Annotated in this window: 19 protein-coding genes; 11 read left to right on the top strand and 8 right to left on the bottom strand. The window is 73.3% G+C overall.

The features are described from left to right. Window positions 1-39: 39 nt before the first annotated feature. From WFI16_RS18145 to WFI16_RS18155, 3 genes are all read left to right on the top strand, one after another. Window positions 40-2,817 (top strand): bifunctional aconitate hydratase 2/2-methylisocitrate dehydratase, encoded by a 2,778-nt coding sequence (locus WFI16_RS18145; protein ID WP_419899252.1) that lies wholly within the window; start codon window positions 40-42, stop codon window positions 2,815-2,817. A gap of 130 nt (window positions 2,818-2,947) precedes the next feature. Continuing rightward, entirely contained in the window at window positions 2,948-4,060 is a 1,113-nt protein-coding gene (locus tag WFI16_RS18150) for an MBL fold metallo-hydrolase (protein ID WP_419899253.1), read from the top strand. A 46-nt stretch (window positions 4,061-4,106) separates the two neighbouring features. Next, window positions 4,107-4,625 (top strand): hypothetical protein, encoded by a 519-nt coding sequence (locus WFI16_RS18155; RefSeq protein ID WP_419899254.1) that lies wholly within the window; start codon window positions 4,107-4,109, stop codon window positions 4,623-4,625. A 30-nt stretch (window positions 4,626-4,655) separates the two neighbouring features. Here WFI16_RS18155 and paoC read toward each other — a convergent pair whose 3' ends face one another. The 5 genes from paoC to WFI16_RS18180 all read right to left on the bottom strand — a co-directional run bounded on the left by paoC (window position 4,656) and on the right by WFI16_RS18180 (window position 9,721). Beyond that, window positions 4,656-6,848 carry an aldehyde oxidoreductase molybdenum-binding subunit PaoC gene (paoC, locus tag WFI16_RS18160; RefSeq protein ID WP_419899255.1) on the bottom strand — a complete coding sequence of 731 codons (2,193 nt, stop codon included), beginning with the start codon at window positions 6,846-6,848 and terminating at the stop codon, window positions 4,656-4,658. Window positions 6,849-6,852: 4 nt separating this feature from the next. Next, window positions 6,853-7,803: an FAD binding domain-containing protein gene (locus tag WFI16_RS18165; protein WP_419899256.1), complete on the bottom strand. Its 951-nt coding sequence runs from the start codon at window positions 7,801-7,803 to the stop codon at window positions 6,853-6,855. Beyond that, window positions 7,800-8,456 carry an aldehyde dehydrogenase iron-sulfur subunit PaoA gene (gene paoA, locus WFI16_RS18170; RefSeq protein WP_419899257.1) on the bottom strand — a complete coding sequence of 219 codons (657 nt, stop codon included), beginning with the start codon at window positions 8,454-8,456 and terminating at the stop codon, window positions 7,800-7,802. The genes WFI16_RS18165 and paoA overlap by 4 nt, the downstream gene beginning before the upstream one ends. Window positions 8,457-8,626: 170 nt before the next feature. Beyond that, the gene (locus tag WFI16_RS18175; protein WP_419899258.1) at window positions 8,627-9,412 is read right to left on the bottom strand and encodes an SDR family NAD(P)-dependent oxidoreductase; all 786 of its coding nucleotides are present in this window, start codon (window positions 9,410-9,412) and stop codon (window positions 8,627-8,629) included. Window positions 9,413-9,508: 96 nt separating this feature from the next. Continuing rightward, complete coding sequence (locus tag WFI16_RS18180) at window positions 9,509-9,721, bottom strand: DUF2934 domain-containing protein (protein ID WP_419899259.1); 213 nt, start codon at window positions 9,719-9,721, stop codon at window positions 9,509-9,511. A gap of 161 nt (window positions 9,722-9,882) precedes the next feature. On the opposite strand from WFI16_RS18180, the gene WFI16_RS18185 reads away from it, so the two are divergent. The 5 genes from WFI16_RS18185 (at window position 9,883) to WFI16_RS18205 (ending at window position 16,580) form a co-directional block, all read left to right on the top strand. Then, window positions 9,883-11,499, top strand: a complete 1,617-nt coding sequence (locus tag WFI16_RS18185; protein ID WP_419899260.1) for a gamma-glutamyltransferase family protein — start codon at window positions 9,883-9,885, stop codon at window positions 11,497-11,499. Window positions 11,500-11,611: 112 nt separating this feature from the next. After that, window positions 11,612-13,009 carry an L-serine ammonia-lyase gene (locus WFI16_RS18190; RefSeq protein WP_419899261.1) on the top strand — a complete coding sequence of 466 codons (1,398 nt, stop codon included), beginning with the start codon at window positions 11,612-11,614 and terminating at the stop codon, window positions 13,007-13,009. Between the two features lie 100 nt (window positions 13,010-13,109). Beyond that, entirely contained in the window at window positions 13,110-14,201 is a 1,092-nt protein-coding gene (locus tag WFI16_RS18195) for a hypothetical protein (RefSeq protein ID WP_419899262.1), read from the top strand. Window positions 14,202-14,313: 112 nt separating this feature from the next. Next, window positions 14,314-16,206, top strand: a complete 1,893-nt coding sequence (locus tag WFI16_RS18200) for a DEAD/DEAH box helicase (protein WP_419899263.1) — start codon at window positions 14,314-14,316, stop codon at window positions 16,204-16,206. Window positions 16,207-16,262: 56 nt separating this feature from the next. After that, a complete protein-coding gene (locus WFI16_RS18205) occupies window positions 16,263-16,580 on the top strand; it encodes a hypothetical protein (RefSeq protein WP_419899264.1) in 318 nt (105 codons plus the stop codon). Between the two features lie 108 nt (window positions 16,581-16,688). On the opposite strand, the gene WFI16_RS18210 is transcribed toward WFI16_RS18205, so the two are convergent. After that, window positions 16,689-17,609: a LysR family transcriptional regulator gene (locus tag WFI16_RS18210; RefSeq protein ID WP_419899265.1), complete on the bottom strand. Its 921-nt coding sequence runs from the start codon at window positions 17,607-17,609 to the stop codon at window positions 16,689-16,691. Between the two features lie 129 nt (window positions 17,610-17,738). On the opposite strand from WFI16_RS18210, the gene WFI16_RS18215 reads away from it, so the two are divergent. From WFI16_RS18215 to WFI16_RS18225, 3 genes are read left to right on the top strand one after another with little or no spacing between them, the layout of a single operon-like run. Continuing rightward, window positions 17,739-19,568: a CocE/NonD family hydrolase gene (locus WFI16_RS18215; protein ID WP_419899266.1), complete on the top strand. Its 1,830-nt coding sequence runs from the start codon at window positions 17,739-17,741 to the stop codon at window positions 19,566-19,568. Then, window positions 19,565-20,059 carry a GAF domain-containing protein gene (locus WFI16_RS18220; RefSeq protein ID WP_419899267.1) on the top strand — a complete coding sequence of 165 codons (495 nt, stop codon included), beginning with the start codon at window positions 19,565-19,567 and terminating at the stop codon, window positions 20,057-20,059. Before WFI16_RS18215 ends, WFI16_RS18220 begins: the two co-directional genes overlap by 4 nt. Continuing rightward, the gene (locus WFI16_RS18225; protein ID WP_419899268.1) at window positions 20,056-21,051 is read left to right on the top strand and encodes a Bug family tripartite tricarboxylate transporter substrate binding protein; all 996 of its coding nucleotides are present in this window, start codon (window positions 20,056-20,058) and stop codon (window positions 21,049-21,051) included. The genes WFI16_RS18220 and WFI16_RS18225 overlap by 4 nt, the downstream gene beginning before the upstream one ends. Here the strand turns inward: WFI16_RS18225 and WFI16_RS18230 are convergent. Both WFI16_RS18230 and WFI16_RS18235 read right to left on the bottom strand, forming a co-directional pair. Then, window positions 21,031-21,363 carry a hypothetical protein gene (locus tag WFI16_RS18230; protein WP_419899269.1) on the bottom strand — a complete coding sequence of 111 codons (333 nt, stop codon included), beginning with the start codon at window positions 21,361-21,363 and terminating at the stop codon, window positions 21,031-21,033. The genes WFI16_RS18225 and WFI16_RS18230 overlap by 21 nt on opposite strands. Before the next feature lie 145 nt (window positions 21,364-21,508). Next, the gene (locus WFI16_RS18235) at window positions 21,509-22,171 is read right to left on the bottom strand and encodes an aspartate/glutamate racemase family protein (protein ID WP_419899270.1); all 663 of its coding nucleotides are present in this window, start codon (window positions 22,169-22,171) and stop codon (window positions 21,509-21,511) included. Window positions 22,172-22,393: the final 222 nt, after the last annotated feature.

Here is a 22,393-nt window from a genome sequence, read left to right on the forward strand (position 1 = left end):
CACCGACCTCATGACGGTGGGAATGCGATGAAAGCCTACTTGGATTACCTGACCGACATCGAAGGCAGAAAGGTTCAAGGGCTCGCTCCCAAGCCGATCGACGATGGCGCGCTGGTGGCCGACCTGATCGCCCTGATCCAGGATGCCGGCAGCGAGCACCGCGCCGATGCGCTGAAGTTCTTCATCTACAACACCCTGCCCGGCACCACGAGCGCCGCCGGGGTGAAGGCCGCCTTCCTGAAGCGGATCATCCTGGGCGAGGTCGCGCTCCCCGAGATCACGCCGGCCTTCGCGCTCGAGCTGCTGTCGCACATGAAGGGCGGCCCCTCGATCGCCGTGCTGCTCGACATCGCGCTGGGCGCCGATGCCACCCTGGCCGCGCAGGCCGGCGAGGTGCTGAAGACCCAGGTCTTCCTCTACGACGCCGACATGTTCCGGCTGCGCGACGCCCACCAGGCCGGCAACGCCGTGGCGCGTGACGTGCTGGAGAGCTACGCCAAGGCCGAGTTCTTCACCAAGCTGCCCGAGGTCCCCGACGCGATCGAGGTGGTGACCTTCGTCGCCGCCGAGGGCGACATCTCGACCGACCTGCTCTCGCCCGGCAACCAGGCGCATTCGCGCGCCGACCGCGAGCTGCACGGCCGCTGCATGTGCTCGCCCGAGGCGCAGCAGCAGATCGTCGCGCTGCAGCGCCAGCACCCGGGCAAGCGGGTGATGATGATCGCCGAGAAGGGCACGATGGGCGTCGGCTCCTCGCGCATGTCGGGCGTCAACAACGTGGCGCTGTGGACCGGCCGGCCCTCCAGCCCCTATGTCCCCTTCGTCAATGTCGCGCCGATCGTCGCCGGCACCAACGGCATTTCGCCGATCTTCGCCACCACCGTCGACGTCACCGGCGGCATCGGCATCAACCTGAAGAACTGGGTGAAGAAGCTCGGCGCCGACGGCAAGCCGATCCTCAACAATGACGGCAACCCGATCCTCGAGCAGAAGTATTCGGTCGAGACCGGCACCGTCCTGACCATCGACGTCAAGGGCAAGAAGCTGCGCGACGCCCAGGGCAACGAGCTGGTCGACATCGCCGGCGCCTTCACGCCGCAGAAGCTGGAATTCATGAAGGCGGGCAGCTCCTATGCCATCGTCTTCGGCAAGAAGCTGCAGACCTTCGCGGCGCAGACGCTCGGCGTCGCCGCGGCCCAGGTCTTCGCCCCGAACAAGGAGATCTCGGTCGAGGGCCAGGGCCTGACCGCGGTCGAGAAGATTTTTAACCGTAACGCGGTGGGCGTGACGCCGGGCAAGATCCTGCACGCGGGCTCGGACGTCCGCGTCAAGGTCAATATCGTCGGCTCGCAGGACACCACTGGCCCGATGACGGCGCAGGAGCTGGAGGCGATGGCCGCCTCGGTCATCTCGCCGCTGGTGGACGGCGCCTACCAGTCGGGCTGCCACACCGCCTCGGTCTGGGACAAGAAGGCGCAGGCCAATATCCCGAAGCTGATGTCCTTCATGAACGGTTTCGGCCTGATCACGGCGCGCGACCCGAAGGGCGCCTATCCGGCGATGACCGACGTCATCCACAAGGTGCTGAACGACATCACCGTGGATGACTGGGCGATCATCATCGGCGGCGACAGCCATACCCGCATGTCGAAGGGCGTCGCCTTCGGCGCCGATTCCGGCACGGTGGCGCTGGCGCTGGCGACCGGCGAGGCCACCATGCCGATCCCGCAATCGGTGAAGGTGACCTTCAAGGGTGCCATGCAGCCGCACATGGATTTCCGCGACGTGGTCCATGCGACGCAGCAGCAGATGCTGAAGCAGTGCGGCGACAACGTCTTCCAGGGCCGCGTCATCGAGGTGCATATCGGCACCCTGCTGGCCGACCAGGCCTTCACCTTCACCGACTGGACGGCGGAGATGAAGGCCAAGGCCTCGATCTGCATCAGCCAGGACGCGACCCTGATCGAATCCCTGGAGATCGCCAAGTCGCGCATCCAGATCATGATCGACAAGGGCATGGAGAATGCCGCCGGCACGCTGCGCGGGCTGATCGCCAAGGCCGATGCCCGCATCGCCGAGATCCGCTCGGGCGCCAAGCCGGCGCTGGCCCCCGACGCCAATGCCAAGTACTTCGCCGAGGTGGTGGTCGACCTCGACATCATCGACGAGCCGATGATCGCCGACCCGGACGTCAACAATGCCGACGTCTCCAAGCGCTACACCCACGACACCATCCGCCCGGTCTCCTATTACGGCGCGGCGAAGAAGGTGGATCTGGGCTTCGTCGGCTCCTGCATGGTGCACAAGGGCGACATCAAGATCGTCGCCCAGATGCTGAAGAACATCGAGAAGACGCAGGGCAAGGTCGAGTTCAAGGCGCCGCTGGTGGTCGCAGCACCCACCTACAACATCGTCGACGAGCTCAAGGCCGAGGGCGACTGGGAGATCCTGCAGCGCTATTCGGGCTTCGAGTTCAACGACGTGCAGCCGAAGACCGCGGCGCGCACCGAATACGAGAACATCCTCTATCTGGAGCGCCCGGGCTGCAACCTCTGCATGGGCAACCAGGAGAAGGCGGAGAAGGGCGACACCGTGCTCGCCACCTCCACCCGCCTGTTCCAGGGCCGCGTGGTCGAGGATGCCGGCGAGAAGAAGGGCGAGTCGCTGCTGGCCTCGACCCCGGTGGTGGTGCTCTCCGCCATTCTCGGTCGCACGCCGAGCGCCGAGGAATACAAGGCCGCCGTCCAGGGCATCGACCTGACCAAGTTCGCCCCGCCCAAGGCGACGCCGCTGGATGCCGCCTCGGTCCACTACTGAGACGGACTGATCCCGGCGGCGGCCCCGTGCCGCCGCCGGCCGCTTTCTTGTCACGCAGGGTCACGGCGGCTTGCGGCCGCCGCTTCCGGCACCACCTCGCAGCCATCCCCGCCGCGAGACCCGTCCGCCCGTGACCGACCAGCCGCCCGCCCCCCGCCTGACTCGTCGCCGCCTGGGCCGCCGCCTCGGCGGCCTGCTCGGCGCTGCCGCCGCGCTGCCCTGGATCGGCGGCTGCCTGGGCGGCGGGGTGCCCGGCGCCGCGCTGGCGGCCAGCGACCATTTCGACGGCGAGCGCTTCTTCAACCCCGGCGGCGCCGGGCCGCGCGGCCTGCTCGACCTGGCGCGCTGGAAGCTCGGCGGCGGCGACGAGCCCTGGCCGGAAGCCTATCCCAGCCCCTTCCCGCCGGACCGGCCGCCGCCGCGCGTCGCCGGCCGGGCGCTGCGCGTCAGCTTCGCCGGCCATGCCAGCTTCCTGATCCAGGGCGCCGGGCTGAACATCCTGACCGACCCGGTCTGGTCGGAGCGCGCCAGCCCGGTCTCCTTCGCCGGGCCGAAGCGGGTCAATGCCCCGGGCATCGCCTTCGACGACCTGCCGCCGATCGACGCCGTGCTGGTCTCGCACGGCCATTACGACCATCTCGACCTCGACACCCTGGCGCGGCTCTGGCAGCGCGACCGGCCGCGCATCCTGGCGCCGCTCGGCCATGACGCGACGATCCGCGGCCATGACGCCGATATCGCGGTGACCACGGCCGACTGGGAGGCGGTGGTGCCGCTCGGCCCCGGGGTGGAGGCGGTGCTGGAGCCGGTGCACCACTGGACGGCGCGCGGCGTGTTCGACCGCAACCGTGCGCTGTGGTGCGGCTTCGTGCTGCGCGGGCTGGGGGAGGGCGTGTTCTTCGCCGGCGACACCGGCTTCGACGAGGGAAGGCCGTTCCGCCGCGTCGCCGCGCGGCATGGCGCGCTCGGCCTGGCGCTGCTGCCGATCGGCGCCTATGCGCCGCGCTGGTTCATGGCCGGCCAGCACATGGACCCGGCCGATGCGGCGCAGGGCTTCCGCCTGCTCGGCGCGCGCCAGGCACTGGGCTATCACTGGGGCACCTTCAAGCTGACCGACGAGGGCATCGCCCGGCCGGAGGAGGAACTGGCCGTGGCGCTGGCGCAGCAGGGCGTGGCGCCGCAGCGCTTCCTGGCGGCCCGGCCCGGCCAGGTCTGGCAGGCGGCGCCCGGCGACGCCGGCTGAGCCCGCGCCGGCTCGCCCGCCGGCCGATCGGTGCTATGAGGCGGCGATGCGCCCCTCCCTGCCGAAACCCGCCCTGATCCAGCAGTTCCTGCGCCGCCTGCGGCTGTCCCGCTCGGCGATCCTGCCCGTCACCCCGCTCGACCCGCACTATGCCGCAGGGCAGTGCCACGTCAACGTGGCGCACCGCGTGCGCGAGGCCGGCGGCCAGGTGGTGCCGGGCTGGCTGCTGCGGCCGGGGATGATCAACGAGGCGGCCTATCACGCGGTCTGGCAGCCGCCGGGCGGCACCGCGCTGGTCGATCCGACGCCGCGGGCCGGGGACGAGGCGCGGCTGGTCTTCCTGCCCGACCCGGCGCGGCGGATCGCGCCCAGCGCCGTGCCCGGCTGCGACCTGTTGCTCTGGGCCGACCGGATCCTCGGGCTGCAGGACATGCCGGCGGTGTTCCAGGGCCGCCCCAGCGCCGAGCGGGTCGACATCGCCTTCGATGCCGCCGCGCATCACGCGCTGCGCCAGCTCGGCCTGACGCCGGCCGGGGCGGTGGCGATCGGCCACCGCCCCGGCTAGCCAGGGTTAGCCAGGGTCGGCCAGGACGCCTCAGGCCAGCGCCGGCAGCCGGTCGAGATGCTTGTCCAGCGTCAGCGGATAGTCGCGCAGCCGGATGCCGGTGGCGTTGTAGGCGGCATTGGCGATCGCCGCCGCGACGCCGCAGAGGCCGAGCTCGCCCACCCCCTTGGCCTTCATCGGCGAGGAGATCGGATCGACCTCGTCGAGGAAGATCACCTCCTGGTGCGGCACGTCGGCATGCACCGGCACCTCGTAGAGCGCCAGGTCGTGGTTGATGAAGGCGCCCTGCCGCGTGTCGACGGCCAGCTCCTCCATCAGCGCCGCGCCGACGCCCATGGTCATGGCGCCGATCACCTGGCTGCGCGCCGTCTTCGGGTTGAGGATGCGCCCCGCCGCGCAGACCGCCAGCATGCGGCGCAGCCGCGTCTCGCCGGTCGCGGCATCCACCGCCAGCTCGACGAAATGCGCGCCGAAGGTGGATTGCTGGTACTGCTTGTCGAGGTCGCCGAACTCGATGCTGTCCTCCGCCACCAGCCCGTCGGCGCCGGCCGCCTCGGCCAGGGCGACGCGGCGGTTGCCGGAGCGGATGTCGCCGCCCTCGAAGACCGCATCGGCCGAGTTGACGCCGAGCCGCTGCGCCACCGCCTCGCGCAGCTTGACGCAGGCGGCATAGACGCCGGCGGTGGCGCTGTTGGCGCCCCACTGCCCGCCCGAGCCGGCCGAGACCGGGAAGCTGGAATCACCGAGCTTCACCGTCACCCGCTCGATGCCCACCCCCATCATTTCGGCCGCCGTCTGCGCGATGATGGTGTAGCTGCCGGTGCCGATATCGGTCATGTCGGTCTCGACCGTGACCAGGCCCTGCGCGTCCAGCCGCACCCGCGCGCCGGACTTGGTGACCATGTTGTTGCGGAAGGCGGCGGCGACGCCGAGCCCGGTCAGCCAGCGGCCGTCGCGCGCCTGGCCGGGGGCGCGGCGGCGGTCCCAGCCGAAGCGCTCGGCGCCCAGCCGCAGGCATTCCACCAGCTGGCGCTGCGAGAAGCGGCGGCCCGGCTGGTTCGGGTCCTCCTGGGTGTCGTTGCGGATGCGGAACTCGACCGGGTCGAGGCCGAGCTTCTCCGCCATCTCGTCGATGGCGATTTCCAGCGCCATCAGCCCGGGCGCCTCGCCGGGGGCGCGCATGGAATTGCCCTCCGGCAGGTCGAGCACGGCGAGCCGCAGCTGGGTCAGCCGGTTCGCCCCGGCATAGAGCAGCCGGGTCTGGTCGACCGCCGTCTCCGGCCCGCCATCCTTCTGGTCACCCGACCAGCTCTCATGGCCGATGGCGGTGATGCGGCCCTGCGGGTCGGCACCGATGCGGATGCGCTGGATGGTGGCCGGGCGGTGAGTGGTGTTGTTGATCATCAGCGGCCGCGGCAGCGCCACCTTGACCGCGCGTCCCGCCGCCCGCGCGCCGAGGGCGGCCAGCAGCGCATCGGCGCGCAGGAACAGCTTGCCGCCGAAGCCGCCGCCGATATAGGGCGAGATCAGCCGCACCTTCTCGCGCGGCAGGCGCAGCGTCTTCGCCAGGTCGCTGGCGCCCCAGGCGATCATCTGGCTGGAGGTCCAGACCGTCACCCGGTCCTCCTCCCAGAAGGCCACCGAGGCATGCGGCTCCATCATCGCATGGGTCTGGTCGGGCGTGGTGTAGGTGGCGTCGAACTGCACCGGCGCGGCGGCGAAGGCGCCGGCGAAATCGCCGGTGGCGCTGGCCGACTGGTCGACCTTCTCGGCGCTGTCGCGCGCGGCGGCCAGGTCATAGGCGCCCTCGGCCGGGGCATAGTCGATGCGCACCAGGCCAGCGGCATCGCGCGCCTGCTCGAAGGTCTCGGCCACCACCAGGGCGACCGCCTGGTGGTAGTGGTCGACCTCCGGCCCGCCGAGCAGGCGGACGGTGTTCATCTTGCCCTTGTCCAGCGGCCCGGCATTCTCGGCGGTGACGATGGCCAGCACGCCGGGCGCGGCGCGCGCCGCCTCCAGGTGCATGCCGGTGATGCGGCCCTTGGCGATGCCGGCGCCGATGATATGGCCATAGGCGGCATCGGCCACCGGGCTGTCGCGCCGCTCATAGGCATAGGGCGCCTGGCCGGTGGTCTTCAGCCGGCCCTCGACGCGGTCGAGCGGCTGGCCGACGACCTTCAACTGGTCGATCGGGTTCTGCGTGGCGGGGGTTTCGAACTTCATCGCTTCAGCCCTTCGCTTCCAGCAGCACCGAATGCAGCGTGCGCGCCGCCAGCGTCACCTTGAAGGCGTTCTCTGTCGTCGGCCGCGCGCCGTCGAGGATGGCGTCGATCGCGGCCTTGGCGCCGCGCGGTACCTCGCGCTCCGCCGCCTCGACCCGCCAGGGCTTGTGCGCGACGCCGCCCAGCGCCACCCGCGCGCTGCCATCCGGCTGCACCACGGCGGCGACCGAGACCAGGGCGAAGGCATAGGAGGCGCGGTCGCGCACCTTGCGGTAGATCTGCTGCCCGCCCACCGGCGGCGGCAGGGTGACGGCGGTGATCAGCTCGCCGGGGCGCAGCGCCGTCTCGAGCTGCGGCGTGTCGCCGGGCAGGCGGTGGAACTCGGCGATCGGGATGGCGCGCGTCGCGCCCTCGGCGTCGACCGTCTCGACCACGGCATCGAGTGCGCGCATCGCCACCGCCATGTCGGAGGGGTTGGTGGCGATGCAGGCCTCGCTGTGGCCGATCACCGCCAGCTGCCGGCTGTAGCCGCCGATGGCGGCGCAGCCGCTGCCGGGCTGGCGTTTGTTGCAGGCCATGTTGGTGTCGTAGAAATACGGGCAGCGGGTGCGCTGCAGCAGGTTGCCCGCCGTCGTCGCCTTGTTGCGCAGCTGCCCGGAAGCGCCGGCCAGCAGCGCGCGCGACAGCAGCGCGTAGTCACGGCGGATGCGCGGATCGGCGGCGAGGTCGGTGTTGCGCACCAGCGCGCCGATGCGCAGGCCGCCTTCCGGCGTCGCCTCGATGCGGTCCAGCGCCAGGCCGTTGACGTCGATCAGATGCGGCGGCGTCTCGATCTGCAGCTTCATCAGGTCGAGCAGGTTGGTGCCGCCGGCGATGAACTTGGCGCCGGGCATCCGCGCCACGGCCGCCGCGGCGGCCGCGGGGGAGGCGGCGCGCTCATAGGTGAAGGGCTTCATGCCTGGCGCTCCGCGACCTCGGTGATGGCCTCGATGATGTTGGAATAGGCGCCGCAGCGGCAGATGTTGCCGCTCATGCGCTCGCGGATCTCGTCGGCCGTCAGCTGCGGCGCGGCGGTCAGCTCGCCGGTGACATGGCTCGGGATGCCGGCCTTGATCTCCTCGAGCACCGCGACGGAGGAACAGATCTGCCCCGGCGTGCAATAGCCGCACTGGTAGCCGTCATGCTTGACGAAGGCGGCCTGCATCGGGTGCAGCTCGTCGGGAGTGCCCAGCCCCTCGATGGTGGTGATCGACTGGCCCTCATGCATCACCGCCAGCGTCAGGCAGGCATTGATGCGGCGGCCGTCGACGAGGACGGTGCAGGCGCCGCACTGGCCGTGGTCGCAGCCTTTCTTGGTGCCGGTGAGATCGAGATGCTCGCGCAGCGCGTCCAGCAGCGTGGTGCGCGTGTCGAGCTCCAGGCTGCGCGGCGCGCCGTTGAGGGAGAAGGAAACCTTGGCCATGGCAGGAGCTCCGGCGGGGGTCGGTGAAGCGAGGGGCGGCGCCGGCCGGGCCGCGGCCGCGCCGGGAGAGGCGGCGAGGGTCGCGGCGGTCGCGGCGGTGCCGACGACCAGGCCGCGCCGGGTGGCCGCGACGTCGGAGGTTCGCATGCAGAAATCCCGTCCTCTTGAAACACGCTCCGGTCCAGGGGGGACCGGGGGAAGGCGTTCGGGCGGGCGGGCAGGCCACGCGCCGATCGCGGGTTCAACGCGCGGCGCCGCGCCGGATCATGCCGCTCAGCGGAAAGTGAGCGGTTCCGGCGCGGCCGGCAGGGCGCCAGCTAGAGGGCCAGGCTGGCGACCGAGCCGCCATCGACGCGCAGCGTCGCGCCGGTGATGAAGCTGGCCGGGGCGGAGGCCAGGAAGGCGATGGCGGCGGCGACCTCCTCCGGCTCGCCGCGCCGCCGCAGCTCCAGCGTCGGCCGTTCCTCGGCCAGGAAGCTGCTGACCGCCTCGTCGAAGCTGCAGCCGCGCTCGGTGGCGCGCTTCTGCATCATCGCATCCGTCATCGGCGTGTGGATGAAGGCGGGCGAGACGGTGTTCACCAGCACGCCCTTCGCCGCATAGGCCTTCGACAGGCCCTTCGACAGGTTGAGGATCGCCGCCTTGGCGGCGCAATAGGGCAGCTCGTCGGCATAGGGCTGCGCCGCATCCTCGGAGGCGATCAGCACCACCCGGCCCCAGCCGCCCGCGGCCATCCCCGGCAGCACCGCGCGCAGCAGCCGCACCGCCGCCATCAGGTCAACTTCGAGCGCCAGCCGCCAGTCGTCATCGGTCAGCGTCTCGAAATCGCCGGTGGGCCCGGTGATGCCGGCGGCATGCACCAGGATGTCCACCCGGCCGGCGGCTTCCGACAGCCGCGCCACCGCGGCCGGATCGGTCAGGTCGGCGGCCACCGCCGTCACCGCGTCGCCCAGCGGGCCGGCGGCCGCCGCGAGCTTCGCCGCGTCGACATCCGACAGCACGACCCGCGCCCCGGCCGCCACCAGCTGCCGCGCCGTGGCCAGGCCGATGCCGGAATCGCCGCCGGTGACCAGCGCCCTGCGCCCCTTGATGCCGAGATCCATCCGCATTCTCCTGATTGCAGCAGAAGGACGCGGCGGCGGCGCCAGGGTTGCCCCCGGAGGTCGCCGCGGAACGCCGGGCGCGGGGGCGCGCCGGCCTCAGTTGTCGACCGGCGAGGGCGGCGGGATCAGCCCGCCGCCGCTTTCCACCGCCACCCGGCTCTCGGGGTCGGCGGGCTGTTCCTCGGCCTCGATCTGCGCCTTGGCCAGGTGCCAGAACTCCTCGGCGCGGCCTTCCGGCCGGCCGGATTCGGCCCATAGCGTATAGGCGCGCGTCTCGATCTCGGCGCGGCGCGTCTCGTCCTCGCCCATGGCTTGGCCTCCTGATGCTGGATCGGGGGAGATCCCCGGTGGGTAACGCGCGGACCGTCGGAAAGGCGGCGCCGGTTTGAGCCGGCGCGCGCGGCTGGCTACCATCCCAGGCCAGCAACCGGCCGGGGGAGTCGCCCGGCCGCGGCAAGGGGAGGGCGGCCATGGGCGGGACGACAGGTGGCGCGGCGGGTGGCACGCGCCAGGGCGGCGGCATGGTGGCCAGCGCGCATCAGCGCGCCTCGGAAGCGGGCGGCAGCGTGCTGCAGGCCGGCGGCAATGCCTTCGACGCGGCGGTCGCCGTCGCTGCCGCGCTGAACGTGGTCGAGCCCTATATGTCCGGCCTCGCCGGCATGGGCTTCGCCACCGCCTGGGTCGCCGCCGAGGACCGGGTGCGGGTGCTCGACTTCGTCCCGCCGATCCCGCGCTCCTTCCCGGCCGAACGCTTCACCACGCGCGAGCAGCTGCTGGCCGGCGCCGCCGCGGCGGCGAGCCCGGGCAATCTCGCCGGCTGGTGCGCGCTGCACCGGGCCTATGGCCGGATGCCGCTGCGCCAGGTGATGGCGCCGGCCATCGCTTTGGCCGAGCAGGGCTTCGCCTTCTCCCGCTTCGGGCTGGAGGAGATGCGCGCCTTCGCCCCGGCCCATGCCGCTGCCGCCGGCACCGGCGCCGATTTCACCGCCGCCTTCCCCTTCCACGCGACGCTGCAGGAGGGGGAGACGGCGCGGCTGCCGATGCTGGCCGCCACGCTGCGCCAGCTGGCCGAGGAGGGACCGGAGGCGCTCTACCGCGGCGAGCTCGGCGCCCGGCTGGCCGCCTATGTCGCCGAGCAGGGCGGCACGCTGGACCGCGACGACCTGGCCGCGGTCGAGCCCGCCTGGCGCGAACCGCTGGCCATCGCCTATCGCGGCCTGCGCATCCATGTGCCGCCGCCGCCCTGCGAGGGCTTCCAGTTCCTGCTGGCGCTGCGGCTGCTGGAGGGCTTCGACCTGGCGGGCCTGGCGCCGCTCTCGGCCGAGCATCTCGACCTGGTGCTGCGCGCCATCCGGCTCTCGGCCGGGATCCGCATCGCCCACAACAACCCCGACCCGGTGCGGCTGGCGGAGATCCTGTCGGAGGACAGCGTGGCGCGGCTGCGCGACCGGCTGCGCGCCGGCGCGGGGATCGAGGGCCCGACCGAGCAATGGACCGGCGAGCTGCCGCCGGGCGCCGATCCGGGCCACACCACCTCCTTCTCGGTCGCCGACGGCGAGGGCAACCTGGTCTGCATCACCCAGAGCCTGGGCTCGGTCTTCGGCGGCGGCGTCGCCATCCCCGGCACCGGCATCCTGCTCAACAACTTCCTCTACTGGGCCGATGTGCAGCCGGGCAGCCCGAACCGCGCGCGGCCGGGCGCGCCGCTGGCCATGTGCATGTCGCCCAGCCTCTCGACCCGCGACGGCGCGCCCTGCCTGGCGCTGGGCACGCCGGGCAGCTACGGCATCCTGCAGACCCAGGTGCAGGCGATGGTCAGCCACCTGGATTTCGGCCTGGGCCTGCAGGCGGCGATCGACGCGCCGCGCGCCCGGCTGTGGGATGGCCGGCTGGTCGAGATCGAGAACCGCGTCGCCGGCGAGGTCCTTTCCCAGCTGCGCGCGCGCGGGCATGACGCGCAGGCGCTGCCGGGGCCCTTCTCCTGGCGGGTGGGCGGCATGCAGGCGATCGCCCGCGACCCGGCGACCGGCCGGCTGGAGGGGGCGGCCGATCCGCGCCGCAACGGCGCCGTCGTCGCCGTGGGGTGACGTGGCCGCGCCCGCCCGCCCTGGCGCGCGGCGGGCGGATGCTGTTCATTCGCCGCCGGCCGCGCCACGTCGCGGCCGGGAAGGCGCAGCACGCGCTGCGACGGGTGAGGGAATGACGCAAGACACCGCGACGGCGCCGCCGATGCCCTGGGTCGGGCTGTTCGACCTGTTCAGGATCGGCATCGGCCCCTCCAGCTCGCACACCGTGGGGCCGATGATCGCCGCCCGCCGCTTCGCCGCCGCGCTGCCCGACCGGCCGCTCGCGCGGCTGAGCGTCGCGCTCTACGGCTCGCTGGCGCTGACCGGCAAGGGGCATGCGACGGACGCGGCGGTGATGCTCGGCCTGCTCGGCGAGACGCCGGACGGCATCGACCCGGATGCGGCGCCGGCGCTGCTCGCTGGGCTGCGCGCGCGGCAGAGCCTGACGCTGCCGGGCGGCCGGCCGGTGCCCTTCTGTCCGGAGCGCGACATCCTGTTCCACCGCCGCGACGTCCTGCCGCGGCACACCAACGGCATGGTCTTCGCCGCGACCGCCACCGACGGCACGGTGATCGAGAAGACCTATTATTCGATCGGCGGCGGCTTCATCCTCGGCGAGGAGGAGGAGGAGGCCGCGCCGGACGACCGCGCCGCGGCCGCGCCGCCCTATCCCTTCCGCGATTCCGCCGGCCTGCTGGCGATGGCGGCCGCCGCCGGGCTGAGCATCGCCGAGCTGCAGCGCCGCAACGAGCGCCATTTCCGCAGCGATGCCGAGATCAGCGCCGGCATCGCCCGGCTCTGGGCAGCGATGCGCGACTGCGTGGCGCGCGGCCTGCGCCAGGATGGCGAGCTGCCGGGCGGCCTGCGGGTGCGCCGCCGCGCCCCCGCGCTGCACCGCCGGCTGCTGGAGCGCCAGCCGGGCAACGAGCCCGACCCGCTGCACGGCATCGACTGGGTCAATCTCTACGCGCTGGCGGTGAACGAGGAGAACGCCGCCGGCGGCCGGGTGGTCACCGCGCCGACCAATGGCGCCGCCGGCATCCTGCCCGCCGTGCTGCACTACTACGTCAGCTTCGTCCCCGGCGCCGATGCGCGCGGCATCGAGACCTTCCTGCTGGCGGCGGCGGCGATCGGCTCGCTGATCAAGCGCAATGCCTCGATCTCCGGCGCCGAGGTCGGCTGCCAGGGCGAGGTCGGCTCCGCCTCGGCGATGGCGGCGGCGGGGCTGGCGGCGGTGCTGGGCGGCGACAACGGCCAGGTGGAGAATGCCGCCGAGATCGGGCTGGAGCACAATCTCGGCCTGACCTGCGACCCGATCGCCGGGCTGGTGCAGATCCCCTGCATCGAGCGCAATGCCATCGGCGCGGTGAAGGCGATCAACGCGGCGCGGCTGGCGCTGCATGGCGACGGCCAGCACCATGTCTCGCTCGACCAGGTGATCCGCACCATGCGCGAGACCGGGCGCGACATGCTCTCGAAATACAAGGAGACCTCCGAGGGCGGCCTGGCGGTGAACGCCATCGAGTGCTGAGCGGCGCCGATCACCTTTGCGCAAGCGGCGGCGCGGCCGGCTTGCGCTGCCGCCGCCGCCGGAGTGTCTCGGGGCGACGCATTCCGATCGGAGCCGCCGCATGATCTCCCGCCGCCTCGCCCTCTCGCTGCTCGGCCTGTCCTGTCTCGCCGCGATGCCCGCTCTGGCCGCGCCGCAGGACGGGCTGGCGCGGCTGCGCGAGGCGCTGGACCAGGTGCCGGCGCTGCTGCTGGACAGCCCGGCGCCGGTCCAGGGCGCCTTCGTGCAGCTCTCCGCGCTGTCGCTGGTCGCCGGTGCCCCAGGTCCTTGGGACCCGGCCACGCTGCGCCGCGCCGTGGTCGGCGGCGAGATCACGCCGCTCGCCACCCTTGGCCAGGTCGGCGTCGAGCGCTGGACGGCACCGGCCGGCGTCGCGCCGCAGCAGGTCGAGGCGATGTTCGGCCTGGGCCGTGGCCTGGCGCTGTGGCGCCTGGCCGACGAAGCCGCCGCCGGCGCGGTGATGGCGCATCTGCGCGGCCGCGGCTTCCGCGCCGAGGGCGAGGCGCTGGTCGATCCCGGCCCGGTGCCGCTGATGGACCGCATGTCCGATCCCTGGCGCAGCCTGCCCGGACCCTCGGCCGTGCTGCAGCAGGGGGCCAGCCTGCTGCAGCTGCAGGATGCCGCGGCGGCGGCGCAGCTGCGCGACCAGCCGGCCGCCACCAGCCGCCCGGCGCTCGAGGTCGCGCTGCAGGGGATCGCGGCGCGCGGCGGCGCGGGCGGGCTGGTGCAGGCGGTGCTGCTCTCGCCGGTGCTGGCCAATCCGCCGGCCGATCCGGCGGTGCTGCTGCAGGGCGGCATGGAGGCGGCGCGCAAGGCGCTGGCCGAGCCGCCGGCCGCCTTTCCCACCTGGCAGGCCGGGCTGATGGCCGATCTGGCGGGGCCCGGCCGGGCCGGGCTGGTGGTGGCGCTGGGCTATGCCGATTGCGACAAGGCGAAGCGGGCGGCGGCCGAGATGGGCGAACGCTGGCGCCGCCTCGCCGGCCCCGGGGGCGCCGCCGCGCAGACCGCGCTGCTGGCCGGGGAGGGCGTGGCGAAGGGCGCCTGCGCCGCGCTGCTGCAGGTCGAGGGCGCGCCGGACGGGCCGCGCAACCCGTTCTTCGAGACGGTGTGGAATGCGCTGATGCGCCGCCAGCCGACGCCCTTCGGCGGCTGACGAGGGCGGCTGACGAGGGCGATGGGGGCCGGGAAAGCCGGCCGCCGGGCCTGGAAAGCGGATTCGAGCCTGCCTAGATTGCTGTTGTGCACGATCCGTTCCGCGCCCTCCCGTGAGCCTCCGCCCGCTCCGGTCGCATCAGCAGCGCCTTGCCGGCGTGGTCGAGGCGATCGCCACGGGACAGACCGAGGCCTGCGACATCCTCGCCGCGGTGACGCCCGGTGGCGGCAAGTCGCTGCTGCCGGTGATCGCTGCGGCGCGGCTGATCGCCGCCGGGACGGTCGACCGGGTCTGCTGGGTGGTGCCGCGCGACAGCCTGCGGCTGCAGGCCGAGGAGGCCTTCGCCGATCCGGTCTGGCGGCAGGTGCTCGGCCATCAGCTTTCCGTCCGCGCCGCCGACAATGCGCCCGATCCGAGCCGCGGCCTGGCCGGCTATGTCACCACCTACCAGGGCATCGCCGCCGCGCCCGACCTGCATCTCGCCGAATTCCGCCGCCACCGCACCCTGCTGGTGGTCGACGAGGTGCACCACCTGCCGGCGCTGGCCGAGACCGACCCCGCCGCCGCGGCGCAGGCGACCGAGGAGGACCAGGCCAGCGCCTGGTCGCGCGCCATCCTGCCGCTGCTGGAATGCGCCCGCGTGCGGCTGCTGCTGTCGGGCACGCTGGAGCGCGCCGATGGCCGCGGCATCCTCTGGCTGCCCTATCGCAGCGGCCCGAAGGCGCGCACCCGCGAGGTCGAGCTGGACGCCCCCGGCTGGGCGGTGGTCGGCTATTCGCGCGCCCAGGCGCTGGCCGAGAAATCGGTGCTGCCGGTGCTGTTCGGCGCGCTGGACGGCGAGGCGAGCTGGCGCGACGAGACCGGCACGGCGCTCGGCCCGCACCGCCTCTCCGGCCTGCACCCGGACGAGACGACGCGCCCGGCGCTGTTCACCGCGCTGCGCACCGGCTTCGCCGAGGCGCTGCTGCGCGAGGCCTTCCTGGCGATCCGCAACCTGCGGGCGCGGCGCCGGCGCGAGCGCGGGCTGGCGCCGGGCGAGGCGGCGCAGGGCCTCGGCAAGCTGCTGGTGGTGGCGCCCGACCAGACCACGGCGCGGCACTACCTGACGGTGGTGCGGCAATGGATCCCGGCGGCGCAGGCCGAGCAGGCGGTGCAGCTGGCGACCTCCGATACGCCGCGCGCGCATGAGCTGCTGGCCGCCTTCCGCCTGCGGCCCGAGCCTTCCGTGCTGGTCACCGTCGCCATGGCCTATGAGGGGCTGGACGCGCCGGAGGTCGCCGTGGTCGCGGCGCTGACGCATATCCGCTCGCGCCCCTGGCTGGAGCAGATGGTGGCGCGCGCCACCCGGGTCGATCCGCATGCCGGCCCCTATGAAGGGCAGCAGGCGCTGGTCTTCCATCCCGACGACCCGCTGTTCGGCCTGTTCCGCCGGCGCATGGAGACCGAGCAGGGCACCATGGCGCGCCGGATCAAGCCGCCGCGCGGCAAGGGCGGCCTGCCGGCCTGGCTGCTCGACCAGCTGCCCGAGCCGCCGCCGGGCATCACCCCGCTTTCCTCCAACGCCCTGGCGATGCGCTACGACCACCTGGCGCCGGGGCCCGAGCTGGCGATGCGGCGGCCGGAGCAGGAGGCGGCGCAGGGCGAGCTGGTGCAGGTGCCCTCGGTGGTCGAGCGGCGGCTGCGCGCCCGGCTCGGCGAGATGGTGGCGGCCCAGGCGGTCGAGGACGAGGCCGGCGCCATCGGCCACCACAAGGGCGTCATGGGTCCCGGCCTCTACCACCGCTACAATGCCGTGCTGAAGCGCGTGGTCGGCGACAAGTCGCGCGCCGCCATGACCCTGGCCGAGCTGGAGGCGGCGCTGGGCTGGCTGGAGCGCAACCGCCTGGCCGACCATGTCCACCTGCTGGAGGGCGATCCGCGCTATGCCTGGAGCGTGCGCAAGCGCGGCGAGTGGAAGCCGCCGGTCGGCCGGCCGGCGCAGCCCAAGCCGGCGCGCGGCGGCTAGGCGCCCGGTATCGCCCGCCCTGGCTGCGCGTCGTCGCCGCGCCTATCATGCGCCGCATGTCCCGCTCCCGCGCCGCTTCCCCTGCCGCCGATCTCGCCCCGCTCATCAAGCTGATGCAGGCGGGCGTCCCGCCCGCCCGCGCCGCCGCCGAGCTCAACCGCGTCCTGGAGAAGTGGAAGGCCGAGCTGGGCGAGGATGACGAGCCGCTGCAGGAGCGCCTCGCCGGCCTCGCCGAGCAGATGGCCAGCGGCATCGAGGAGATGCACGAGGGCATCGCCGAGGCCAGCGACAAGGGCAAGCCGACGCTGCGGCGGATCCTGGCGACGCATGAGGCGGTGCTGGCGGTGGTGCGCACCGCCCAGGGCGCCGACTAGGCGCAGGGGCGCCGGCCGCGCGGCCCGGCGCGGTTCCATCTCTCCGGCCTGCCGTTTCCGCGGGCCCTGTCGCCTGCTCCGGCGAGGCCGCCGGCGCGGGAGCTGCCTCTAGCCGCCGAGCGCCGCGGCCAGCGCCGCCGCCTGCCGCCGCCCCGCCGCGGCGACCAGGGTCGAGAAGGCCTCGACCGTGGCCGAGCGCGGCTGCCAGCGCGGGTAGAGCAGCCCGTAGGGCAGCGGGATCGCCGGGCTGAAGCGGCGCAGCACCAGCGGCGCCGCGCCGCTCGACTGCGCCACGAAGGGATCGGCGACGGCCAGCGCCATGCCGCGCGAGGCCAGCTGGCAGGCGACCGCGCCGCTGCTGGTCTCGAAGCGGATGCGCAGGCCCTGGCCGGCGTCGCGGCACAGCGCCTCCAGCCGCTGCCGGATCAGCGAGCGCGGATGCGTCACCACCAGCGGCTGCTCGGCGAGATCGGCGAGCCCCAGGCTGTCGCGCGCCGCCAGCGGATGCGCCGGATGCAGCGCGGCGACCGCCTCGACGGCGCAGAATTCCTCGGCCTCCAGCGCCGGATGGGTCAGCGGCAGCACGGTGACCGCCAGGTCGAAATGCTCCTGGCCGACCCAGCTCTCGATATCCAGCCGGATGCGCGATTCCACCGTCGCGGTGAAGCCCGGCACCCGCGCCGCCATGGCGGCCAGCGCCTCGCCGATGAAGGCATTGGTCACCTGCGGCGCGATCAGCAGGCGCAGATGGTCGTCGCGCTGCCCCTGGCGGATCTCGCGGCCCAGCCGGTCCAGCCCGTCATGCCCGGCCAGCACCCGCTCGGCCTGGGCATAGAAGCGGGCCCCCTCGGCGGTCAGCAGCAGGCGGCGGTTGTGCCGGGTGAACAGGGCGAAGCCCAGCTCCGCCTCCAGCGCCGCCAGCAGCCGGCCGACCTGCGGCGCGGTGCGGCCGAGCCGGGCCGCCGCCTGCGCCACCGAGCCGGTCTCGACGAAGGCGCGCAGCGCCGCCAGCGACCGGTAGCCCAGCATGCCCGCCCCTCCTGGCGATGCTGCGGAAAGCGCAGCTCAGCGCCGGAATTACGCATTTGACGCATTTGTTGCAACTCAGCAGGCTGCCTCCCGGCCGCCGGCAGGGGCGGCGCCGCGGGGGAGAGCGACATGTCCGACAGCGATACCGGCAGCACCGCCTGGAAGCTGCCGCCCGGCCGCTACCTGGCCGGGCGCCCGACGCCCTTCGCGCTGCCGGAGCAGCCGGAGTCCCGCTACCTGACCATGCGCGACGGCTGCCGCATCGCGGTCGATGTCTGGCGGCCGCAGGGCGCCACCGGCCCGGTGCCGGCGATCCTGGTGCTGACGCCCTATTACCGCCGCTTCGCGCTGCGCCCGGGCGGCGCCGGCGACGCCACGCCGAATGCGGGGAAGTTCATCAACCTCTTCGTGCCGCGCGGCTATGCGGTGGTGGTGGTCGATGTGCGCGGCACCGGCGCCAGCTTCGGCACCCGCGACAGCTTCCGCTCGCCGCGCGAGCGCGAGGACAGCCGCGAGATCGCCGACTGGATCGTGGCGCAGCCCTGGTCGGACGGCCGCATCGGCGCCACCGGCATCTCCTATCCCGGCGCTGCCTCGGATTTCCTGGCCAGCACCGGGCATGCGGCGGTCAGGGCCATCGCGCCGCTCTTCGCCGTCTGGGACACCTATGCCGACAACTACTATCCCGGCGGCATCCTGCTGAAGGAGCTGGCGCGCAGCTATGACGAGCTGATGGTCGCCATGGACCATGACCGCCGCGACCTGCTGAAGAACTTCGTCTACTACGCCAATCCGGATCTCGCCGGCCCGCATCCGGTCGACGAGGACCCGGACGGCACGCTGCTGGCGCAGGCGATCCATGAGCATCTCGGCAATTTCCGCCAGCCGGACTTCATGGGCGAGTTCCGCTTCCGCGAGGAGCCGCTGCCCTACGACCCCTCCTTCTCCTCCGCCGCCTTCAGCCCCTATTCGGTGTGCGACGGCATCCGCGAGGATGTGGCGGTGCTGGCGGTCTCCGGCTGGATGGACGGCGCCGGCTATGCCAATGGCGCCATCGCCCGCTTCCTGACGCTGGACCGGAATCCGGTGCATCTGCTGCTGGGCCCCTGGGACCATGGCGCGCGCTGCAACGTCTCGCCCTGGCGCCACCAGCAGGTGCCCGACTTCGCGCTGCTCGGCGAGGTGCTGCGCTTCTTCGACCATTATCTCCTCGGCCGCGACACCGGGCTCGAGCAGGAAGCCCGCGTGCATTATTTCGGCCTGCATGCCGAGACCTGGATGGCGGCGGAATCCTGGCCGCCGCTGCCGGAGACCCGCCGGCTGCACCTGGCGCCCGGGGGCCTGCTGGCCGAGGCGGCGCCCGCCGTCGCGGCCATCGCCGAGACCCGCGCCGACTTCGCCGCCGGCAGCGGCCACGGCACCCGCTACGAGCGCATCGCCGGCATCAACAGCACGACCTACTATGCCGACTGGCAGGAGCGTGAGGCGCGGCTGATCGGCTGGAGCTCGGCGCCGCTGGCCGAGGACACCGAGCTGACCGGCCATGGCCTCGCCGACCTGCACCTCGCCTGCAGCGAGCCGGATGCCGCGCTCTTCGCCTATCTCTCCGAGGTCGAGGCCGACGGCACCGTCCGCTACGTCACCGAGGGCCTGCTGCGCGCGCTGCACCGCCAGGAGAGCCCGGCGCCCGCGAACTACCGCACCAGCTGGCCCTTCCGCAGCTTCCGCCGCGAGGATGCGGCGCCGCTGGTGCCGGGGCAGGGGGAGCGCATCCGCATCCCGCTGCTGCCGGTCTCCTGGGTGTTCCGCGCCGGCAGCCGGCTCCGCCTCTCCCTCGCCGGCGCCGATGCCGACCATTGCGTGCAGGTGCCGCATGGCCGGCCGCCGCTGCTCAGCCTCCAGCTCGGCGGCGAGGCCGGCTCGGCGCTCGAGCTGCCGCTGCGCCGGGTGGCGGCGTGAGCCTCGAGGCCGTCCTCGACGCGCTGGCGGCGCCGGACCAGCCGCGGGCCGCGCTGCAGGCGCTGGACGCGGCGCTGCAGCAGGCGGTCGGCCATCGCTTCCTCTCGGTCCTGGTCTATCACCATGCCGAGGGCGTCGCCGAGCGCATCCACAGCAACCGCCCGGAACTCTTCCCCGTCGGCGCGCGCAAGGCTTTTGCCGACGCCCCCACCCAGCGCCGCGTGGCGGAGAGCGGAAGACCCTATATCGGCCGCGACGCCGCCGAGCTGCGCCGCGACTTTCCCGACCACGAGAAGATCTTCGCGCTCGGCTGCGAGAGCATCCTGAACATGCCGGTGCTGTGGCGCGGCCGGAGCCTGGGGCAGGTCAACCTGCTGCATGGCGCCGGGCATTATCACGACGACCACCTGACGCCCGTCCGCGTGCTGTCCCACCTCATGATCCCCGTCCTGCTGCTGACCGGCGCCGGCGGGGCTGCGAGCACCGCATGATCTCTTCCCGCCTCTCCCGCCGCGGCCTGCTGGCCGCCGCCGGCCTGGGCCTGGCCGCGCCGCGCCTGGCCGCAGCCCAGCAGAACGTCGCCTGGCCGCAGCGCGCGCCGATCCGCCTGCTGGTGCCCTTCGGCACCGGCGGCGCCACCGACATCGTCGCCCGCGTCTTCGCCGAGGCGATGTCGCGCCATCTCGGCCAGACCATCGTGGTGGAGAACCGGCCCGGCGCCGGTGCCACCATCGGCACCACCGCCGCGGCGCGCGCGCCGGCCGACGGCTATACCCTGGTGGTCTCGACCATCAGCGGGCTAGCGATCGGCCAGACGCTCTACCGCGACCGCATCACCTGGGACGCCGACCGCGACTTCGCCCATATCGGCATGATCCTGCAGACGCCCTGGATCCTCTGCGTGCGGCCCGACAGCCCGATGCGCAGCCTGGCCGACTGGCTGGCCGCCGCGCGCCGCGCCGATGGCCTGGCCTATGGCACCACCGGCGTCGGCTCGGTCGCGCATCTGCTGGGGGTGCAGCTAGCCCAGGCCGCCGGCGCGACGATGGAGCATGTCCCCTATCGCAGCCTGACCCAGTCGGGCGCCGACCTGATGGGCGGCACCCTGCCGGGCATCATCGAGAGCCTGACCGCCACCAGCGGCTTCCTGCGCGCCGGCAGCATGCGCGCGCTCGCCAGCTCTGGCGCGCAGCGCTCGCCGCTCTTCCCGGAGATCCCGACCTTCGCCGAGCTGGGCTTCCCCGGCGTGGTCGCCGATGGCTGGGCCGGGCTGGCGGCGCCGGCCGGCACGCCGCGCCCGGTGCTGCAGGCGGTGGCCGACGCGCTGCGCGCCGCCCAAAGCGAGGCCCCTGTGCGCCAGCGCCTGGCCGACCTGTCCAGCACGCCGGGCGAGGCCTATCTGGACGATGCCCAGGCCTTCGTCCGCCAGCAGGTGGCGCAATGGGCGCCGGTGGTGCGCGCCTCAGGCGCGGTGCCCGAATAGCGCGGCACCGCCGCGCAGCGGCTGCACGATCTCGCCCGCCGGCGAGCGCAGCACCAGGCTGACGCTGCCGGCCTTGGCGCCGCAGGCATGGCAGCGCAGCCCCTCCGCCATGCCGAGCAGGGTGACATCGCCGCGCGCCGCCAGGATGTCGGCGACGGCGATCAGCCGGTTCGGCGGGCAATCGGCGTCCAGGCAGCGCGAGCGCGCCATCCAGCCGCGCCAGGGCGCCAGGTGGCCGTCGAGCACCCGCGCCGTGGCGCCGGGCAGCCGGTGTCCGTCACGTCCCGCATCGCATCCCGCGTCGAATCCCACGCTCGCGCATCCCTCTTTCTGCACCCCTGCAGGCCCCTTGCATCCGGGTCTATCAGAAAGAACAGAAAGTGAACATGCCCACGCAGAGTCGCGCCGGCACCTCACGCCGAGGTGTGCGGCGCCGGGCGCTGCGCGGGGGGTGCGCTCAGGCCGCCGCCTCGACCAGGGCGCGCATCCGCTGCACCGCCGCCTCGGGCGCCGTCAGCACCGGCACGTCCACCGCCTGCCGCACCGCGGCGGCGGCGCGCGAGGTGGAGAAATGCGCGAGCATGATGGCGTCGTACCCGGCGAGCTCCGGCGCCCGGCCGGCGACCAGCCGGTTGTGCGTCTCGGCATCGCCGCCCTTCAGCCGGTCGATCGCCTGCTCCACCAGCAGCGTGGTCAGCTGCGCCGTGCCGCCGCTGCGCGCCGAGAATTCCTCGAACTCCTCGGTCATGGTGCCGATCGAGGGGGCGAAGGTGGCCAGCATGCCGATCCGCTGGCCCTGCGCGATGGCGGCCTCGAACATCGCCTCGTTCGGCTTCAGCACCGGGACCGGCAGCGCCTCGGCCAGCCGCTCGATCGCCGGGCCGAAGGCCGAGCAGGTGACCAGGATGCCATCCGCCCCGCTGCGGAAGCCGTGCTGGCCGAGCGCCACGAAGCGCTCGATCATCGCCTCGCTCAGCGTCGCCTCGCGCGCGCGGTCGAGCGACAGCGCGTCGTCCAGCAGGTTGACCGTCTCGGCCTCCGGCCAGAGCGCGGCGAAGGCCGCCTGGATCGGCGCCATGGCGACCGGGGTGGCGTGCAGCAGGACGATCCGCTTGGACATTCTTCTTCCAGTTTCGTGACGGGCGTGGCGTTGCGGCCGTCGTGGCATATCCGGCCGCCGCCTCCAAGCCGGGCGGCCGTCCGCCAGGGGGGCCGCGTTGACACCCGGGGCCCGCCATGGTCTGTGAAGCCGCCCCCGGAACGGCCGCTGCGAGCTGTCGGCGGGGGCGAGGGAAACGGGATGCGCGGCCGCCGGCTTCGCGCCGCAACAGAAAGGCCTGCA

The organism is Roseomonas sp. USHLN139 (genome assembly GCF_037145735.1).
Classification (GTDB): Bacteria; Pseudomonadota; Alphaproteobacteria; order Acetobacterales; family Acetobacteraceae; genus Pseudoroseomonas.

Coding starts and splice junctions, on each gene's coding strand:
- WFI16_RS18225 (WP_419899268.1), top strand. CDS start 20,056: ATGATCTCTTCCCGCCTCTCCCGCCGCGGCCTGCTGGCCGCCGCCGGC.
- WFI16_RS18205 (WP_419899264.1), top strand. CDS start 16,263: ATGTCCCGCTCCCGCGCCGCTTCCCCTGCCGCCGATCTCGCCCCGCTC.
- WFI16_RS18210 (WP_419899265.1), bottom strand. CDS start 17,609: ATGCTGGGCTACCGGTCGCTGGCGGCGCTGCGCGCCTTCGTCGAGACC.
- WFI16_RS18165 (WP_419899256.1), bottom strand. CDS start 7,803: ATGAAGCCCTTCACCTATGAGCGCGCCGCCTCCCCCGCGGCCGCCGCG.
- WFI16_RS18185 (WP_419899260.1), top strand. CDS start 9,883: ATGGGCGGGACGACAGGTGGCGCGGCGGGTGGCACGCGCCAGGGCGGC.
- WFI16_RS18155 (WP_419899254.1), top strand. CDS start 4,107: ATGCGCCCCTCCCTGCCGAAACCCGCCCTGATCCAGCAGTTCCTGCGC.
- WFI16_RS18195 (WP_419899262.1), top strand. CDS start 13,110: ATGATCTCCCGCCGCCTCGCCCTCTCGCTGCTCGGCCTGTCCTGTCTC.
- paoC (WP_419899255.1), bottom strand. CDS start 6,848: ATGAAGTTCGAAACCCCCGCCACGCAGAACCCGATCGACCAGTTGAAG.
- WFI16_RS18190 (WP_419899261.1), top strand. CDS start 11,612: ATGACGCAAGACACCGCGACGGCGCCGCCGATGCCCTGGGTCGGGCTG.
- WFI16_RS18235 (WP_419899270.1), bottom strand. CDS start 22,171: ATGTCCAAGCGGATCGTCCTGCTGCACGCCACCCCGGTCGCCATGGCG.
- WFI16_RS18180 (WP_419899259.1), bottom strand. CDS start 9,721: ATGGGCGAGGACGAGACGCGCCGCGCCGAGATCGAGACGCGCGCCTAT.
- WFI16_RS18215 (WP_419899266.1), top strand. CDS start 17,739: ATGTCCGACAGCGATACCGGCAGCACCGCCTGGAAGCTGCCGCCCGGC.
- WFI16_RS18175 (WP_419899258.1), bottom strand. CDS start 9,412: ATGGATCTCGGCATCAAGGGGCGCAGGGCGCTGGTCACCGGCGGCGAT.
- paoA (WP_419899257.1), bottom strand. CDS start 8,456: ATGCGAACCTCCGACGTCGCGGCCACCCGGCGCGGCCTGGTCGTCGGC.